The organism is Catenulispora rubra (genome assembly GCF_015356825.1).
GTDB lineage: Bacteria > Actinomycetota > Actinomycetes > Streptomycetales > Catenulisporaceae > Catenulispora > Catenulispora rubra.
In genome coordinates, this window is record NZ_JAACYW010000088.1 from 20780 (window position 1) to 38206 (window position 17427).

A 17427-nucleotide genomic window follows, 5' to 3' on the forward strand; every position below is an offset into this window, starting at 1 on the left:
CCACGACGTGCGCCGATGAGAGCACCTGTCAGAACGACGAAAGAGGTGCCCTGTGCCCAGCACGCGCAAAAAGAAGGAAGCTCTGCGGTTCTCGGCCAGTGAGCGGGCGGTGCTGATCGCGCTCGTCCAGCGTCCCGAGGCGTCAGCAGCGGGCATCGCGGTAGCCGCTCGTCTGTCACTGACCACGACGCTGCGTGCGCTGCGCCGGTTCGAGTCGCTGGGCGCCGCGGTGTGCTTCAACCGAACGGGTCTCGATGGACGGTCCGTTCGCGCTCTCTGGTCTGCTTCGGCGACGGTGCTCGATCTGGTCGCCAACTCGGGAGCGTTGCCCATGGCTCGGGCCCTCATCGCGCCCTGTGCGCGCGACAAGGTTCTGACCACCCTCGCACTCCGGCCGGAGCTGACGATCGGCGATATCGAGTGGGCCACCGCCCTGTCCCGCACGAGCGTTGTCGAGATGCTGGCCGCCCTGGAGAAGCAGGGCATTGTCTGTCGCGTCGAGAGGAGAGGTCCCAGCGGGGGCCGGGTGGCCGACGGCTGGAAACTGGCGTTGGACGCAGCTGCCGTGCCGCTGTTCGAGCTCTGAGGCGGAGATGCAGCCCCGGGGCGGAGAGGAGATCCCGCCAATCCCGGTCGCTGGCCGCTACGTCCCGCCAGCGCGGGCTCACGCGCCGGCGGGCTCGCGCACGCTCGACGGCGCGGACTCACGGCGGCACCGTCAGCACGGTCGGCACCGTCGCGAGTCCTTCGGGTCGCGGCTTATCGCTGCGGTTCTGAGGCTTCCCTATCGATGGCCACTTGCACGTCAGGTGGGTGGCGAGACTCAACGAGGGCCCGGACCCGCTTGGCGGTGGACAGCGACACGCCCTCACCGAGGATGAGCGCTGACTCCTCTTGGCCGTCCAGACCGGCGTCCTGGTCAGTCTGGACGGTCAGTCGTTGCGCCAGCGCATCCCGAAACGCCTTCTCCTTCGGGCGGCGGCCGTGCAGCTCCCGCAGTTCGTCATAGACCGGGCCGCCGATCTTGAGCCATGCCTCTTCGCGAGCGGTCAGAACGTCCTCCTGACCGGCCGTATCGTCCACAAAATCGTCCGGTTCTGGTTCCGGGTCTGGATCAGAGGTGCCGCTCGGCACCTGGAGTCGCCGGTGGGCGGTGACTGCGACCAAAAGGTCGAGCTCTCGATCCGCTACCAGCTGGGGCAGCGAGGCGACAGCCACGAGGATCAGATCGCGAACGATCGTGGGGATCAGGAAACCGGCCAGCGCTAGGGCGTGGTCGAGGACGTTGCAGCAGACCGTGAGCGCGAGGGCGTAGCGCGCGGTGCGTTTCGCCTGGTCGCGTGCGGGATGGCCGCCCGGGAGGCGGTAGGCGGTGTAGAGCGCCGAAGCGGCGTACGCGTCCACGGCGAGCGGGAAGAGTTCGGCCAGCCGGTGCAGGCCTGCTTGGCGTCCGAGATCGGTCAGGACGTCGAAGCTGATCACGGCGATCGCGATCAACGACACCGTCCCGCCGAGCCGGAGCGCGATCAGGACCGAGCGCGGGGTTTCAATCAGCGGTTCGCCTGAGGGCGTCGCCGGTGCTGGCGCGCGGCGGGTGAAGCGGGCGAGTGGGTTCACAGGTTCCTCCGGCCATTGGTCGTTCTGGACGGTCACGCGGGCGGGATCGGTGGGCCCGACCGGTCTGGCCGGGCCCACCGAGGAACCGCTAGGCGTGCATCCGTTCGGCAAGCGAGGTGAGGAAGTCCCGGACGATGCCGGCCGCGAACAACGCGTCACGCTTCGACAGCGCCGTCGGCACTGTCATGAGCACGGCACCGCCGCCGGGCAGAGTGAAGTTCACGCAGCTCTCCGGCACGACGTGAGCCGCTTGCTCGGCAGCGGCGAGCAGAGCGCGCGGAACGGCACCGGGGCCCGGAGCCGACGTGGCCGTCGGCTGCTGATCGCGGATCTCGTCCCGGGTGGGCATCGTGTGAACGGAGCCGAGATCTGTCCGCCGCTTCGCCCTCTGGTCAGAGTTCATCGTCGCTGCCCTCCTCCGCGTGGGCCGCGTTGCTGACTTCGCAGACTCGGTGGTTGAGGAACACGAACGCGCACGCGATCTGTGCGCGGTCCTTCGTCGGCACTCCGGCCTCGGCCAACGCAGCCTGCAGGCGCGTGTTGGCGGCGGTGAGCGCGTCCTGCGTTGCCCGGAACCGTGCGGCGGCGCCGCACAGACCAGCCGCAGAGCGCACGACTTCGGGCTCACCTTCCAGGTACTTCAGCAGAGCAAGATCAGTCGCGTCCGAGCACATCAGGCAACACCCTTTCCGAGGTTGGACCGGCTCTTGGCGACTGCTTCGGCGAGGCTGGCCACGACCGCTACCGGGGTGGTCGCGCCGATGGTGACCAGCGTGTCGGGGCCGCAGAGTTCGGCAGTTCGCACGTGGTGTCCGGACTTGGCCGACACGCCGAGTCGATAGCAGCCGCACGGGCTCTCCCAGACCGTTGTGGAGCTGAACAGGGTCCGAAGACGTCCGGTGTCGCGCTTCCACCCCACAGCGCGCAGGCGCCGGTTCAGAAGACGTCGCGACCACGCGACCGGCTCGACGTCCGAAGCCGTCTCCGCGACTCGCGCCATCGCGAGGACCATCTCGGCTGACGCGAACCGCGCGACGAGTTGCCAGTCCGGTGCAGTGTGGCCGGAGCGGGGCGCGCTGCTGATCGACAGTCGGGCGTTCGAGTCGAAGAGATCGCTCATCATCACCAGGCGCCCGCGAAGCTGCGGGCCCACAAGGACCCACTTCGACCCGGGGTAGCTCGGGTGGGCGATCTGGCGTGTCTGCCAGAGGTCGGCCATCAGGGATTCGCTGATGTACCGCTGTACGTCGGAGTTGAGTTCCAACACGGGGTAGCTCCTTGCGTTCAGGAGCCGCCGGGCGCTCCTGCGCCCGGCGGCAGGAGGTCAGCGGACGAGGAGGTTTTCCGCGAGTGCGCGGATGACGGGTGCGGGAGTGTGTCCGGTGGCGTCGGCGTGGCAGGACGGGCCGGAGATCAGCCAGGCACCGCACTCCCCCGGTGTGTCCGGGTAGTGGTAGACAGCCGCGACCTGTCCGGTCGGGTGAGCGAAGGAGGTCGATTGCAGATGGCCACCGGCTGTGTAGGTGGCGCAGGTCTCCCAGCCTTCATAGGCGACGGTGTCGAACGTCGGTCCGTTTTCGCCGGTGATCGCGATATGAGCGGTTGCGAGGATCGCCGAGGCCGGAGCGTTGAAGACGCTCATGCGCCAGTAGGAACGTGCGTTGCCGCCGCTCCAATAGCCCTTGCCGCGCGACGGCTCGTAGATGAGCTCCGCGAGCGTGCCGCCGTCCGGATAGGTGACGATCGTGAGCTTGACCGACACGGCTCCGCTCGGAGGCCTGAGCAGCGCAGACTGCGAGACGTCGGCGCTGTCGAGTACCGGGTGTCGATTCGCCGTCCAGCCGCGTGCGGTGAACTCGTCGACGAGCATGACGGACTTCGCCACGGTCGTCTTGGCGATGCGTGCTGAGGTCATGGTGTTCGTCCCTTCCCTCAGTCCCGCTCGGCCCGACGGGGGACGGCTACGTCCAGCGCCGCGATGGTGGCGGCGCCGATCACCGCGAGCGGCGTGCGCTCCTCGAACGCGATCCCGAAGAACCGGGCGTGTGCGCGCTCGACCGGGGGCGCAGTCGCCACCCGCAAGTCGGCCACCTCGGGGTAGACCGCGAGTTCGGTGATCCTGATGTCTCGCGTCGGACGCTGCATGACGAACTCCAGAAGCACCACGACGTGCCCCGGGACCTTGTAAAACATCCGCATCGCCGACTGGGGACGCGCTCCGTCCCGCGCAGGGACGTAGCGCTTCTGGAAACCGGCCGCGCGTAGCAGGGGCCAGATGTCGGGCTGCTGCTCAGGGGTGGAAGTAGACATGACGAAGCTCCGTTCCGGCGGCGGCCGGCCGTTTCCGGCATGGCTGCGCCGCTGCACGTTGAAGTGGTTGGGAGGAGCGACCACCGGGCCCTGGCGGGAAGGGGATGGACCCGGCGGCCGGTCGAAGAGCGCGGCTTCAGGCCGCGCAGGGGTCAGCGCTTGGTGCGCTGCGCCGGGATGATCGGGGAGGCCCAATCGGTCGGGTAGATGCCGCCGTGGGACAGGGACTCGTCGAGCTCAAGGAAGCGCGAGGCCATTGCCTCAGCGCGGTACTTGTGGCCGCAGTCGAGGCTGTTGCAGCCTCCAGACGCGGAGCCGTTCCTCTTCAGCATGGCTTGCGCGGAAAGCTCGCGCAGCTGCGAGAGAATGTGGTCAGGGTTCATTGGCTGCTCCTTGCTGGCGTTTGACGGCGTCTTTCGGAGCGGTCGGGGAGCCCGTCGCTCGGCGAGCGCGTTCCCGCGCGCTTGCCGAGCCCTTTCTGGGATTCGACGTTCTCCCGTTCCCCTCACTTCTTGATATACCCATCATTCACCATCGAAACCGCCCAATCAAGCCCAAATTGCCCTTTTCTTCACCCATTCGGAGTACGAATTATTGACTCACCGGAGGTCAAAGTGAGAGCATACCCAATCGCATAGCCGAACGGTAAGGTGAAAGCACTTCATAAATAAACGCAGTTTATTTATGAAGTACGAAGCTGGAAAAAAGACCGGACGGCAAGCAAGGCGAGGCTGGGGCGAGCCGAGGCGAGCCGGCTGACAACACTCCATCGGGAAGCCACGATCGGCCCGAGTTCCGCGAGCGCGTCAAAAGACGGCCTGGACCAGGTGTTTTACGCTGCCGCTAGGTGGTCCGGTCTAAGCGGACACTCATCGGCACACCTTCGGACCGGGCAGCGGAGCAAGCTATCCGGATGCTCGTCAAAATCTTCAGTGCCAGCAGCGACCAGTGACCGATTGGACGGCTGCGCAGGGCAGTAAACCTAGTTCGAAGTTCGCCATTCACGCGACTTCACGCGCACACGAACGGGCCGATAAAAACGCTATCGAGACTGGCGTCGCAAGCATATCTCGCACACCGGCCGCTCACCGATCTAGATGCCGCTCCAGCTCAGCGGGAAATACGTCAGGATTCTCAAGATGGCTGGCGTGATCCCCGGGCAGTTCAAGCACTCGGGCGTCCGGGAGCCGCTCATCGAGGACGGCGACGACGCGCTTGAGCCAATCGGTAGTCGCGTTGCCGTGGACGAGCAGTACCGGGCACGAGATGCCCGCCAGCTCATCGACGCCTCGACGCGGCCGGTCAGCCTGCTCGGAGCCCCAGGACAGCGCCATCCGGTGCGGAACCCAGCTCGCCCAGTGGGGATTCCTGCGGGCCTTGTCCGCTGAGGACACGAGTCCGGCGAGCTGACAGAACTCGGCCAGGTCGTCCTCGGACACGTCCTCGCCGGCCAGGTCGTGAAAGAACCGGTTCAGGTGGGCCACTTCGGGATCGGTCTCGCCGAGTTGGTCGAGGATCCAGTAGGCCGCGGGCTCCACGAGCGTCAGCGTCCTCACCCGCTCGGGATAGGCCAATGCGAACTCGATGAGCGCGCGCCCACCCCCAGACCAGCCCACGAAATCGGCTGCCGCGATATTGAGAGCGTCCAAGGTCATCAGCAGCGAATCGCGCTCGATGTCCGCGGTGTACTCGGCGTCCCCGCGCTCGCCGGCCGAACCGAGCTCGTTGTGGATCGGCTGAACGCGCACCGTCTGCCACCTCGCCGCCAGCGAGTCGGCGTAGGACGCCCATGACACCCATCCGGTGAGGCCACCAGGTAGCAGGACGAGCGGCGGCCCTTCGCCTTTCACCTCGTGGGTCAGGATCCTCGGCTTCATGGGGACCACCTCGGATATGTCGACGGCGGGATCCTCACCAACGTACCTGCGGCTCAGAAGATCTGCCGAAGATCTCAGACAGCCGCCCGCAGCTGCTCTTGGCGAAGAGTCATGACTCACGCCGCGCACCTGCATAGTCGTCGGCCGCCACCGGGTCCAGGCGAACAACCGCTCCGGGGTGGGGAGCGTCGATGACGAGCCCAGCCCGGACGTACATCGCCACGTGATGCAGGAAGCCGTTCGGGTCGCCGTAGAAGACCAGATCGCCGGCACGCAGATCGGCCCTGGTGACCGGGCGTCCCGTCTTGAACTGGTCCGTGGCCGTCCGGGGAATGGCGATGCCGGCGGCCTGGTACGCACTTTGGGTGAGCCCGGAGCAGTCGAAGCCGACTCCTCCTCGGTCGGGGCCGTCGCCACCCCAGACGTAGGGCAGGCCCAGATGGGCTCCCGCGTATTCGAGCGCGAGCCGTGCCGCAGCGCTCGGGGCGGAACGGGCCGCGACCGCGATGAATGAGTTGCCGCTGGAGGCGCGGCTGTAGACGTCTGCGAGTTCGACGATCCGGACCGCGGAGGCAGGATTGGCGGTTGCGCGGCGCACTACTGCGGTGAGGTCGGTGGCCGGTCCGGAAGCGCAGATTGTTCTCGCTGCTGCGTAGACCTGGTCGACCGGATCGAGTGGAGAGGCAGGCGATACGCCGCCGGCGGGGATCGGGTCGGCGTGCTGCTGGAACTGGCTCGTGGTGATCCCCATGAGTCCCTGGTCCGTCGGGTGACGGCCGTGGTCCGATGCGATTTTCCCGAGGCCGGCGAGCACTGTCCACGACAGGCCCGAGCAGGTCGCCGCAGCATCGTGGTAGAGCTCATACATGCGCAGTGGGATATCTCCGTCTGCGTCAGGGATGTGACCGCCTCGGGAGTTCGAAGACACGCTGAACACGTCCAGCGAGGAGGCCATCGACTCGACGACGGCAGCCGCTGCGGCAGACAGCAGAGTCATCAGAAGGAGCAGCGCGGCCGAAGCTCCCGCCGCGATACGTCCCGCCGTCACAAACGTGTCCCGGAGCTAGCGGCACCGCTGGCGAGGTCGATGAGACGGACAGGAGCATCGGCAGCGGCGCCGACGCGCCGCCAGACGGCATCCGCAGGGGCAGCCACTGTCGAGTCGCCGCTTGCCGTGGCGATAGGGACAGGCGATCCCGCACGGGCCAGACGTTGGTGAAGCCCTTGCTCGCGGCGAGAGGAGTGGAGCCAGAACAGGACCGGCGTGCTGATGCCGGTTGCGGCGGTCATGGCTTCGTAGCCGGGGAGCTTGGCGAGGATCTGTGCACTGTTCTCGACGCCGGTGTCGTATTCGAGGAAGAAGTCGACGCTGCGCGTGCCTTCGCGCCACCGGCCGAACCCGTCGGGACGGACGTAGGTCCCCCAGGCTTTCGCACACGCTCGCTCGGACAACCACAGGTCCAGAGATGCCGCGCTCGTCTCCCGCGCGGAGCCGAGCAGGCCGCAGAAGACATCGTTCACGCCGACGAGGTGTCTGAGGTCAGGCCGCAGCACGATCTTCTCGGCCGACACGGCGCGAGGCGGTACCAGGTCCCACTCCTGATCTAGGCGCGCGACAGCTTGGACCCCGAGAGCGGTCAGAACGCAGTGCTTCGGATTCGTCCCGACCCGCAGCGGCGGCCGGAAGCAGTCCAGCAGGCCGACTTCGTGAAGCACCTGAATCCGTCGGCGAGCGACCCGCGAGTTGTCGAAGAACGCGTGGGTGATCTGGTGGGTGGTGAGCACCTGATGCTGTCCGAGGAGGTGCAGAATCTGGCGGTCGCGCTCGGTGAGCCTGTTCGCAGCGGCGAGCACGGCCTGCTGGTTGATCTTCAAGCTGAACCACCCGCCTGACGAAGCGATTCGGGATCGAGGTCAAGTTCGAGCGTGTCGTCGAGGCCGCGCGGCGCACGGGGGTCGGCAACGAGTCGAGGCGTCGGAGTCTCCGCTGCCGCTGGCCACTGCGCGACGGCAGCTGCCAGGACGGCCTCGGCCCTGCCGGGAACTGCCTCCGAGAGCGGCGTGGTCCTGAGCGTGAAGGCTCGGGATTCCTGTCCGCCCGTCACCAATCGCGCAGCTGCCTGGTACTCCCCGAGATTCGACAGGTCGTAGGCGGTGAGCGTCGGGACCGTGTGCCGCTCCATCAAGCGCGAGTCCTCGGGTGAGGCATTGAAGTAGACCTTCGTCCGAGCGTTCGCCGACAAGGTCTCGCGAAGCTCCGTCGAGAGCTGGCCAAGATTCTGATGCGCGAAGGTAATCGAGAGGCGGTAGGCGCGAGCCTCGGCGAACATGTCCTCCAACGGATGCGCCAGCGTCAAGAAGTTCTGCCCCTCGTCGAGGTAGAGCGCACTGTCTGCGCGATCGGCTTCCAGTTGGCGAGCCCGAGCCTGGATCTTCTGCCACACGCCGGCCACGGCCAGCGAGCCGAGCAGCCGCGTGGTTTCGTCGCCGAGGACGCCCTTCGGGATCCGGACAAGCAGAACGCCGCCGTTCAGAACCTTCGCCATATCGAAGTTCGACGTCGGCGCGGCAACGGTCTGCCTCACGAAGTCACGCAGCAGGAACGCCCGCAGCTTGTTCATCAACGGCCCGATGACCTGTGCCCGAGCTCCGTCAGAGAGCTGCGAATACCAGTCCCAGAAGCTGCCGAGCATCGGGTCCTGGACTCGGGACGTGATGGCCGAGCGAGCAGCGTCGCCAGCGGTCAGCAGAGTCGGGATGTCCATCAGCGTCGGCGGGTGATCATGACTCCGGCTCTTGAGCAGCGTCAGCGCGGTCGAGCGAAGGATGTCGTCGGTGCGCGGGCCCCAGTACGCGCCGTAGATCTTGTGGAAGATGCCCACGAGGTTGTCGACGACCAGCGGAATCTCGTGGTCGTTCTCCACGCGCAGGACGTTCATAGCGGGCCGGATTCCGTCGTACTCCGGATCGATGAGCACGGTGCGCCCCACGGCCCGCTCCGGAAGACGCTCCAGCACAGCCCTCACCAAATCGCCCTTCGGATCGATGACGACGGCTCCGCGGCCGGCTTCGACGTCGGCCAGCGCCAGATTCGCCAGCAGGGACGACTTGCCGCAGCCGGTCTTGCCGACGATGTGCAGATGCTGCCGCGCCTCCGCGACACCGAGACCGATCTGGCGTGCCCCGCCCGCGTCAGACCGACCGAGCGGCTTCGCCATCGACGACGGACCAGGGATTGCGGGCGGGACCGGGACCGACCTCGCGCCGGCTCGGCTGATGCCCGGCGCGTCGGGGTCGAATGGCAGATGGGCAATCGCTGCCAGCTCGGTCAGGTTGAGCAGGTCTCCGCGGACGAAGCGACGCTCGGTGACCGCTCGAACGAGGCCGGGCATGGGCTTGCGCGCCCACCAGTTGCGTTCCGCATGGACCGCGTAGGACGAGGCGATCGCGTGTGCAAGGCCTCGTAGCCGGCCGACATCCGAACGCCGCTCGGCCGCTGTCGCGGACGCCGGAGCCGTTGTCGTGACCACGTAGTAGACGACCGTCTCCCACAGCGGTCCCACGCTCTTGGCCATCGCGGCACGGAGCTCTGCGGAGTGCTCCAGGTCGGCACGGACCGCGGTCGTCTTGCCCCGCAGTCCCGGCGTCGTCAGATCGAACAGGGTGGTCTTCACCGAGTTCCGCGAAGTCGGCGCCTTCCGAAAGGAGCGCAAGGCACTGCGGAACTTCCGAAGCCGACGGCCGGCGGCGGGCCGGGCCAAGACCTGAACGGCGGCGTGCTCGCGCGTCCCGAGGTCGGCGCAGGCGCCGAGAAGCGCCCGCAGTGGGTCGCTCGAATACCGGTCCTGAAGCGGGTGGATCTCGTGCCGGGCGAGGCGAAGACGGCCGCCGACGGCCCGGACCTGCTGCGGCTCAGTTGGAACAGGAGCACCCGCCGACAGCACAGTCTCCGTCTGCGCGCCGGGCCATGCCGCTTCGATCGCTCGCTCGATCATGCTGGGAGGGACGCTGCCCGGAACCCACATGTGGATCTGCACGCCGGCAGAGCTGAACGAGAACTCGAACGACAGATGAGGCTGGCCAGGCCAGATTCGGCGCCGGGGCGGACGCACCAGGCCGTGCAGGTTCGCCCAGAATGCGTGACCGGAGTGCTGATCAACCGCAGCCGGCAGCAGGATCCGGATCAGCCGCGCCTCGCGCAGTTGGGCACGGATCCGAAGTCGGCGGGCCCAGTGACGGCTGGCAGCTGATGCTGTAGCTCCGGAACCAAGTGCCGCAGTGGCCTGTGGCCACCAGCCGGCGGCGTACGCCGAGCCGATGGACGTGAGGTGCTCGATGCGTGCCAAAAGCTGGCCGAGCGGATCGCTCACAGAGCTCAAAGGGCCTCCTCGTCGCTGCTCACCGCGCGGCCGAGTGCAGCGGCCTCTTCGGGCTGGAAGTGCTGCACGGCAGGTGAGGCAGGGATCACTCGCTGGTGGAAACATCTGGTGATTCGGTCGGGAGTCTCGGCGGATCGGCGGATTGCGGAATGCATAGTCGCTTCCTGTGACCACGGGTCGTGATGGATCTGGCTGCGGTCCGGCAACTGTCCAGCGCCCGTGACGCGGAGGATCTGGAGGCGTTCGAGCAAGAGCTCGTGGATCAGCAAGCGCTTGTCAGGGATCGGCGCCGTGCTGACGGCCGTTCCTCGGCCGCACAGCCACCCACCGCTCCGCAGCACGTCAAGACCTAAAGTAGAGTCCGGCATGCCCGGCCATGTGGTCTTCGTCGGCGGCGGATGCCGTCATGGCGTTCGGAGGAACGATGGACAGCCGCGCCCTACGGATCTTGAACAGCGCGTATTGGGGCCCCAACGGCTGGCTGAAGCCGACCGCAGACCGCCCCTCCCCGGAAGACCGCGCCTACGCCGAGCAAACCGGCTACATGTTCCCGCCGCTCACCATCGGCCACGAAGAACTGATCACCCGAGTCCGCGACGCCGCAACGCGCACGACCCTGCGCACAGCCTCCGACGCTTTTGTCGCGGGCCTGTCGAGCCGGGCACTGCACCACCGACCGGTACTGAGCAGCTTCCTGATCGCCCGATCCATGCCCGACCACGCCTTCCTTCCCGGCCCCAGCGGGTGCCAGATCTGCGGCGCCCTGCTTCCTGCCCGCGAGGTGGACCTGAGCATCCTCAACTTCGAACGCTTCAAATGGGGCGGCGTCCGCCTCCTGGAACCCGTGTTCGTGTGGTTCACCCTGGACCGCTTCCTCCGCGAGGACCAGCCAGAACCCACCACGGAGGATCAGCGCATCCTCCGCCAGGTCCTGTCCGACCTCGACGAACTGCCGCCCAAGGCCACCGCGACCAACGGAGAGCGCGCACTGCGCGCGATGCCGTCCAACCGCGACGAGCGCCTGACCGTCATGGAGATCCTCGCCATCGCCGACGTCCTTCACGATCCGGCGCACCCAGGATTCCTCAACGGATTCGTCCCCTACGCCAACCGCGACGAGCCGGACCTCCACAACACAGACCGCGGATACCCGGCGGCCTGGTGGCGACGATCGCACGGAATCAGCACGACGGCGATCGATGCCATCTTCCCCCAGCCTCAGGACACCCGAAGCTCGCGAACCCACGACAACCGCCACGCTCATCGTTCCCCGTCCCCCGTCGAGTTCGCCTCACGACGCATCTCGGATTCGTAGAACTCGCGGCCTGTCGTCACAAGGCCGTGCTCGAAGGGCGAAGCGACGGCGGTGAACGCCGCTCGCGTGGTCCCTGACATCACCAGTCCCTGGCCCCGGGCCGCCGTCAGGACGAAGCTGCGCTCCCCCGCCGACAGCCGGAAGGCATTCGCGACGTGGTCGATGGACTGCGGCGCCTGACACAGAAGGATCTGCGTAGCCGCGTTCGCCACAACGGCCAGACCGAGATCGGTGCTGAGGAAGTCTCCGACGTCCTGCGACACCACCGCGAGGCCGGCCCAGTACTTGCGCACGGACTTGGCCATGCGGAACAGGAACCGCGCGCCGTCCGGCACCGCCATGAGCTGCCATGCCTCATCGACAACCACCAGACGCCGCATGCTGCGGTTCTGGTCGGAGACCTCGCGCCAGATGGCGTCGAGGGTCAGCAGGATGCCCGCCGCGCGCAGCTCGTCCGGCAGGTGGCGAAGCGCGAACACGGTGAGGCGGCCGTCGGTCTCGACGGTCGTCGGGCCGTTGAACAGGCCGCTGAAGGAGCCGCGGGTGTGCGGAGTCAGTCGCTCTGCCAGCACGCCAGCTGCCTTCGAGTCTCCGGTCTGGAGCGCTTCAACAACGTCGGCGAGGGTCGGAGCCAGCAAGTCGTGCGTCGCCGGATCGTCGGTGATTCCCTTGGCCGCGTAGGCGTCGAGGACCGCAGCATCGAGAGCCGCGCGCTCGTCGGCCGAGAGCGCTGAGCCCAGGAGGACGGCTACGACAGTCTGCGCGAACAGCGCCCGCCGCTTCAGCGCGTCGGCAGTACGGGCCGCGGCTGGTGGGAGGTCGAAAGGGTTGATGCGAACGCCATCGATGCCGAGCGCGATGCGCGTGCCGCCAACAGCCGCCGCAACACGGTCGTATTCGTCGTCAGGGTCAACGACCAAGACCCGGACGCCGCGGTAAAGGGAGCGCAGCACGTCCAACTTCGTCGCGTACGACTTGCCGGCCCCGGATGACGCCAGGGTCACGGAGTTGAAGTTGGGCAGGCTCCAGCGGTCCCACAACACGACGCCGGCTCCGGTTGCGTTGGCGCCGACGAGGACTGCCGAGTCGGTCTCGCGGGGCAGCGGCAGGTCGGTGGAAGCGAAGGGGAAGCAGGTCGCGAGAGCTTCCGTGTCGAAAGTTCTGCGCAGGAGAACGGTGTCGATCCCGAGCGGCAAGGTCGCGCACCAACCTTCCAAGGCCCGGTAGGTCAGGGGAACGAGCTTGAGCAGCATGCTGTCGGCCACGGCCCGGACGCGAGCTGCCTCGACCTCCAACTCCGCCGCGCTGCCGGCGTGCACGGTCAGGTAGATCCCGACGCGGAACAACTTCCCCGACCCGGAGGAGACCCGGTAAGCAAGCTCTCGCGCGTCGGCGGCAGCGGATTCCAGGTCGGGATCGTCAAGCGACGCTCGCTCGAATCCGCGGCGACGGGTCGATTCCAGCCGGGCACGCTGACGGCGCAGGCGGTCGGCGGCCTCGCCCGACGGAACCGGTTCGATGTGGAGCGCCAGATCGAGGCGGCCCGCGTAGGAGGTGAGCGGGTCGAGCCAGCCCGGCATGACGTCGGCCGGGTAGTCCGCGACAGCGAAGCTCGTCGCGAAGCCGTCCCCGATGCTCAGCTTCCGCGGCTCGATCCCCACGCTCGACGGGCCGAACCACGAGGAGACACCTCTGCCACGAGTCGAAAGCAGGTTTTGGATCACAGGACTTCCTCCCAGGCCATATCGCGCAGCCCTGCCGGAGCCGGGTTGTATGCGTCGTTGATCAAGTCAGTGGCGGCGTGCTCGGGCAGCGGATCCACCGCGATATCAGCGCAGCCGAGCAGCGAATCAGCGTCTTCGAGCCGGCGATGGAGACGAGACGCCGCAGCCTTGGAAGACTCGTGCACAGCGACGATCACTTCGCGTGTCAGCAGCTGCTCGTCAGCGACGAGATGGGCGATGAAGTTCGCGTGCTCGGACGCGGCAGCGCTCAGGGCCTCGTTCTGCAGGCTGGCAGCCTGATTCAGCAGCGAGTCACAGACCCCGGACAGGTCAGCTGGTCGGCTTCGCACGGTGATGGCGGTCTGGCCAGTCAGGCTGTTGAGCCAGCGCGCGAACCCCGCCAGCAGGACGCTCTGCTCGCGCGGCGACCGCAGTGAGAGGTTCACCGTCGAGCACCGGGCCAGGGCGCTGACGCCGTCGGAACCGAGGTCCAGCACTCCGGTCTCGGCGACTTCGCGTACTGGCGAGATGAACGGTGCCGGCCCCGTGCAAGACGACTTCGCGAGGCGCTTGGGCACCTGCGGAAGCCCCTCGGGCGCCAAAACCTGCCGAGGTGGGGTCCGCCTGTACCTGACCCAGGCGCCGAGCAGGCGGTCCAGCGGTACGCCGTCGCGCTTCATCGTGACGGCGACGGCGGTGCCGAGCAGGACCGGGGCCGAAGCCAACAGGTACGGAATCGGCGGCACCACCTGGCGGCAGGCCTGGTAGCCCAACCAGAGCAGCAAAGTGGTCGTGCCGAGTACCGCGAGCTGGCGGGCAGTGAGTCCGGCCACGATCTTGTCGGGCTGGTCGACGTCGGCCGGGATGCGGACGATCGGGATCGCGTCTTCATCGAGATGGTCTGCCACGGGTTCGAGTTCCTTGCCGTGTCGGTGGGCTCGGCGGTTTCGGCGAGACCGGTGGGGTCGCCGCCTTCGGCGGTCGAGGACGTGTTGGGGATTCGGGAGCTGGGAACAGAGCGGTCTGCTCGCCGTGGCGCGGCGGGTTCGCGACCGTGGCCCGGTGCCGTTGGTCCAGTCGCGCGCTGCGGCCGGGCGGCAGAGCCAGCGGCCGGCGGACCGGGCCGGGCGGCGGCAGTGGAGAAGGGCCAGCCGGGCGCGGACCACGCGAGGGACTTGGCGGCGGCGACCCGGGAGGCGGCGGCTCTTGGGTGGCGGTCATCGTCGGCGGACGCGGACGCCAGCCCCCGAGGCCGCCGCCCCCGCTACCGGGACGCGGCCCGCGCGTCGGCGTGATCGCGCCGCCTGGAGGCGGCCCGGAACGTCCGGGACCGGGACCACCCGTGCCGCTGCCCCGTCGTGGCATCCGGATGCCACCGCCCCGAAGCAAACCCCAGGTCTTGTAGTAGATGAAGCCTCTAGCCATTTGGCCGGCCATGCTCGGGTGAAAGGGCGAGCGTCCCATCACGACTCGCTGCACCCAGCCGGGGATCTTCAGCAGTACGACGAACAGACACAGGCACACCAGCAGGTCGATGAGGCCACCGCGGGTCGGGAGCCCGATGACGTTCGTCGCCTGCGGATCGAAGAAGATCTGGATGCTCGTGTCCAGGACGAGTGCTTGCAGGACCTGGATCGCACCGCATCCGAAGAGCGCCCGCCACCAGAGCTTGGCTACTCCCTCGGTCTGAGGCAGCGCGTGAAACGCGAAGGCCAGCGGTGCACCGGCGGTCAACACGACGAGCGTGGCCGACCGGAGCAGGTACGTGATCAGCAGCGCGACGCCCAGCACGGCGATCGCCAGGCCGATGAGCACCATGAACAGGTTGCCCGCGCCGAGCACGGTGCCCATCAAGGTCGAGGTCAGAACGTTGCCGACACCCTCTGCGGAGACGGGGCCGGCCATCAGCGCCGCCGACAACGCGTTCGCGATACCGATCAGCTGGTTGATCAGCCACAGCGAGGCGTTGGAGGCAATCATGCCGATGACCAGGCGTGGAACGATTTCCTTGAGGCTGTAGCGGGACTGGACGGTGTCGTGGCCCATGACGATCAGGCCCCCGGCCAGTACGAAGAGGACGTAGACGACGTTCGTCGTGACGAGCACGCCCTCCCAGATTTGTCTGACCCGGCCGTTGGTGAGGTTCGGTGACGCCAGCAGCGTGCTGCCGAGCAGCTTCAGGACGGGTTCCAGGGCCTGCTTGACCAGGTTCCCGAACCAGGTGTCGATCGCCTTTTCGATCTGGCCCGGGATGTCGAAGAAGCCAGGGTCCTGCGCTCCCGGGGCGTCCTGACCAGGCAGCGGACCGGTCGGCGGCGGCACCGAGGAGTCCGGGGTGAAGCCGGGGCCGTAGATCCCGGGCAGCGGTGACGGCACCGCAGGGGATGGGACAGGCGGGCTCGGCGCCGGTTCCGCGAACGCGGCTCCGGCGCCGAGCCCCACGACCATTCCCAGCACGATCACGACCAGGGCCATGAAGCGGACCAGGTTGCGCACACTGGTCGTGATCACCGGCACGGTCGATCAGTCCTTCGTGACGATGGTCCGCAACGCCTCCACGACGGCCGGCGCCAGCATCGCGAGCCCGTAGCCATACATCGCGGATTTCAGCGATGACTTCGCCTTCTCGACTTCACCGGCATCGCCGCCCGCCATCACGTAGCGCAGCCCGCCGATCGTGAGGAACATCGTCGCCACCGCCGCGAGGATCCCGACGACCCAGCCGGTGATGTTGTCCGCGACCTTCGACAGGTCCATCACGGCCGGATGCGGTTCCGTGGTCGCCGCCGGAGCGCGCGCCGCGGCAAAGACCAGCAGCAGGACGGAGACGAACAGCAGCAGCACCGCGCGGCGCCGGTGATAGACCGCCGCGCTCGGTGTCCGTCGGGGTGAGCGTGGGCGGGGTGCGAGGTTCGAAGTCATCGAGAACGTCCTTCGTCGGATCCGCCTCAGGCGGCGAGGATCCCGGGCGGCTCCTCGACCACGGAAGTCCGGTCGGGGACCCCGAAACTGTCCGGGCCGCCAGCGGCTTCACTCTTTCGGCCCTGCTTGAAGGCCTTCCGAGTGCATGCCGTGGTGCCGGTCAGATGGGCTGCGACGCGCATCTCGGCCTTACGCAGGCGCAGCAGGGCCGCGTTCGTGCTGATCCCCAGCAACTCGGCGACGTCGCCCAGGGACCGCCGGTCCAGGCGCACCGCAGAGATCAGGCTCGCCTCGACGTCAGTGATCACGTTCTCCGCGACGAGCCTGATCAGCACAAGGTCCGGATGGCCGCCCTCGGCCACGATGCGAGCCTCGGTGGCCGCGGCTACAGCGGCCCTGGCCGCAAGGACCTCGGTGTACGCCGACCGCCGAACGGCGCGATACGTCGACCAGTACATCCGCGTCAGAATCGCCGGCCGGTCGACGTCGACCGCGCGAAGCGCTTCCAGGAAGGCCGTCACGACCTCGGCGCACAAGTCCTCGTAGCTCGTGTCGACGTAGTCGCGGGCGAACTGCTTCGCCAGATTCGCAAGGCCCGGCATCGCCATGCCGAGCGCGACCGCAGTCCAGATTCCGTCGCCCGAACGTGCATTGTTGACGATCTCGCGCCAGATCAGATCGCGAATCGCAGGGGATGTGGCGCGAGCGAGAAGGAGCTCCTTGACCTCGTCGAGACGCAGATCCCGATCTTCCCCGAACGAGCGCCCGTCCAGGAGAATTGGAAGAGCCACCAGTGAATCGAATTCGCGCGACGCAGCCGCAAGAGCGGTGGTACCCGTCATTTCGTTGACCTCCGTGGTCGCCGGAAAGTTGATTGCCTTTCCAGCTACGACCACGGCGATCAAATATATGTCGCGAGAAAGTGGCAGGCGCGACCGCGCATCGTGAATTGCTGCACAACAAGGCCCGGCGCCAGCTCGACGACTGCCAAGCTGTGAGACGCCACCCGATTACGTGGACCTGGACGTTTCACGTTGACGCCCTCTCACCGAGAGCTTGGCAAACCGTCAACCCGCAGCGCGCGAGAATCACCCGTTCACCGATCTGCGCCATTCCATCCGCGGCGTCACATCAGACCGATGATCACGCTTTCGCGATGGTTTTCACGCTCATTTCACGCAGCCGTGGGCGACCAACGGAGTGAAACGGCGCAGGCGCCGGACAGTTTCACGGCGTGAAATCGGACTTCGGTAGTGATCGGGACACCACCCACCACCCACCAC

The 17427-nt window shown here is 67.4% G+C and carries 18 protein-coding genes; 2 read left to right on the forward strand and 16 right to left on the reverse strand.

The window, feature by feature from the left end; genetic code table 11:
* Nucleotides 1-52 precede the first annotated feature (52 nt).
* Nucleotides 53-586, forward strand: coding sequence for a MarR family transcriptional regulator (locus GWK61_RS23825; protein ID WP_194911451.1), 534 nt, complete (start codon nucleotides 53-55; stop codon nucleotides 584-586).
* A 173-nt stretch (nucleotides 587-759) separates the two neighbouring features.
* Here GWK61_RS23825 and GWK61_RS23830 read toward each other — a convergent pair whose 3' ends face one another.
* From GWK61_RS23830 to GWK61_RS56805, 11 genes are all read right to left on the reverse strand, one after another.
* Nucleotides 760-1653: a hypothetical protein gene (locus GWK61_RS23830; protein WP_194911453.1), complete on the reverse strand. Its 894-nt coding sequence runs from the start codon at nucleotides 1651-1653 to the stop codon at nucleotides 760-762.
* Between the two features lie 52 nt (nucleotides 1654-1705).
* Nucleotides 1706-2020, reverse strand: coding sequence for a hypothetical protein (locus GWK61_RS23835; protein ID WP_194911455.1), 315 nt, complete (start codon nucleotides 2018-2020; stop codon nucleotides 1706-1708).
* Nucleotides 2010-2291 carry a hypothetical protein gene (locus tag GWK61_RS23840; RefSeq protein WP_194911457.1) on the reverse strand — a complete coding sequence of 94 codons (282 nt, stop codon included), beginning with the start codon at nucleotides 2289-2291 and terminating at the stop codon, nucleotides 2010-2012. Before GWK61_RS23840 ends, GWK61_RS23835 begins: the two co-directional genes overlap by 11 nt.
* Nucleotides 2291-2884 (reverse strand): hypothetical protein, encoded by a 594-nt coding sequence (locus tag GWK61_RS23845; RefSeq protein ID WP_194911458.1) that lies wholly within the window; start codon nucleotides 2882-2884, stop codon nucleotides 2291-2293. Before GWK61_RS23845 ends, GWK61_RS23840 begins: the two co-directional genes overlap by 1 nt.
* A 57-nt stretch (nucleotides 2885-2941) precedes the next feature.
* The gene (locus tag GWK61_RS23850) at nucleotides 2942-3532 is read right to left on the reverse strand and encodes a hypothetical protein (RefSeq protein WP_194911459.1); all 591 of its coding nucleotides are present in this window, start codon (nucleotides 3530-3532) and stop codon (nucleotides 2942-2944) included.
* A gap of 17 nt (nucleotides 3533-3549) precedes the next feature.
* Entirely contained in the window at nucleotides 3550-3927 is a 378-nt protein-coding gene (locus GWK61_RS23855) for a hypothetical protein (protein WP_194911460.1), read from the reverse strand.
* A gap of 152 nt (nucleotides 3928-4079) precedes the next feature.
* Nucleotides 4080-4310 (reverse strand): hypothetical protein, encoded by a 231-nt coding sequence (locus GWK61_RS23860; RefSeq protein WP_194911461.1) that lies wholly within the window; start codon nucleotides 4308-4310, stop codon nucleotides 4080-4082.
* Between the two features lie 702 nt (nucleotides 4311-5012).
* Entirely contained in the window at nucleotides 5013-5933 is a 921-nt protein-coding gene (locus GWK61_RS23865; protein WP_194911462.1) for an alpha/beta fold hydrolase, read from the reverse strand.
* A complete protein-coding gene (locus GWK61_RS23870) occupies nucleotides 5914-6801 on the reverse strand; it encodes a C40 family peptidase (RefSeq protein ID WP_194911463.1) in 888 nt (295 codons plus the stop codon). The genes GWK61_RS23865 and GWK61_RS23870 overlap by 20 nt, the downstream gene beginning before the upstream one ends.
* Before the next feature lie 47 nt (nucleotides 6802-6848).
* Entirely contained in the window at nucleotides 6849-7679 is an 831-nt protein-coding gene (locus GWK61_RS23875) for a replication-relaxation family protein (protein WP_194911464.1), read from the reverse strand.
* Nucleotides 7676-9334, reverse strand: a complete 1659-nt coding sequence (locus GWK61_RS56805) for a TraM recognition domain-containing protein (RefSeq protein ID WP_323747718.1) — start codon at nucleotides 9332-9334, stop codon at nucleotides 7676-7678. The genes GWK61_RS23875 and GWK61_RS56805 overlap by 4 nt, the downstream gene beginning before the upstream one ends.
* A gap of 1255 nt (nucleotides 9335-10589) precedes the next feature.
* On the opposite strand from GWK61_RS56805, the gene GWK61_RS23885 reads away from it, so the two are divergent.
* Nucleotides 10590-11498, forward strand: a complete 909-nt coding sequence (locus tag GWK61_RS23885; protein ID WP_194911467.1) for a hypothetical protein — start codon at nucleotides 10590-10592, stop codon at nucleotides 11496-11498.
* Here the strand turns inward: GWK61_RS23885 and GWK61_RS23890 are convergent.
* The 5 genes from GWK61_RS23890 to GWK61_RS23910 all read right to left on the reverse strand — a co-directional run bounded on the left by GWK61_RS23890 (nucleotide 11444) and on the right by GWK61_RS23910 (nucleotide 16986).
* Nucleotides 11444-13222 carry a VirB4 family type IV secretion system protein gene (locus GWK61_RS23890; RefSeq protein WP_323747719.1) on the reverse strand — a complete coding sequence of 593 codons (1779 nt, stop codon included), beginning with the start codon at nucleotides 13220-13222 and terminating at the stop codon, nucleotides 11444-11446. The two genes, GWK61_RS23885 and GWK61_RS23890, sit on opposite strands and share 55 nt — an antisense overlap.
* Complete coding sequence (locus GWK61_RS23895; protein WP_194911468.1) at nucleotides 13219-14130, reverse strand: PrgI family protein; 912 nt, start codon at nucleotides 14128-14130, stop codon at nucleotides 13219-13221. The genes GWK61_RS23890 and GWK61_RS23895 overlap by 4 nt, the downstream gene beginning before the upstream one ends.
* Entirely contained in the window at nucleotides 14111-15739 is a 1629-nt protein-coding gene (locus tag GWK61_RS59715; RefSeq protein WP_194911470.1) for a conjugal transfer protein TrbL family protein, read from the reverse strand. The genes GWK61_RS23895 and GWK61_RS59715 overlap by 20 nt, the downstream gene beginning before the upstream one ends.
* A gap of 6 nt (nucleotides 15740-15745) precedes the next feature.
* Entirely contained in the window at nucleotides 15746-16066 is a 321-nt protein-coding gene (locus tag GWK61_RS23905; RefSeq protein WP_194911472.1) for a pilin, read from the reverse strand.
* A 104-nt stretch (nucleotides 16067-16170) separates the two neighbouring features.
* On the reverse strand, nucleotides 16171-16986 hold the full coding sequence (locus GWK61_RS23910) for a hypothetical protein (RefSeq protein WP_194911473.1): 816 nt from the start codon (nucleotides 16984-16986) through the stop codon (nucleotides 16171-16173).
* Between the last annotated feature and the right edge of the window lie 441 nt (nucleotides 16987-17427).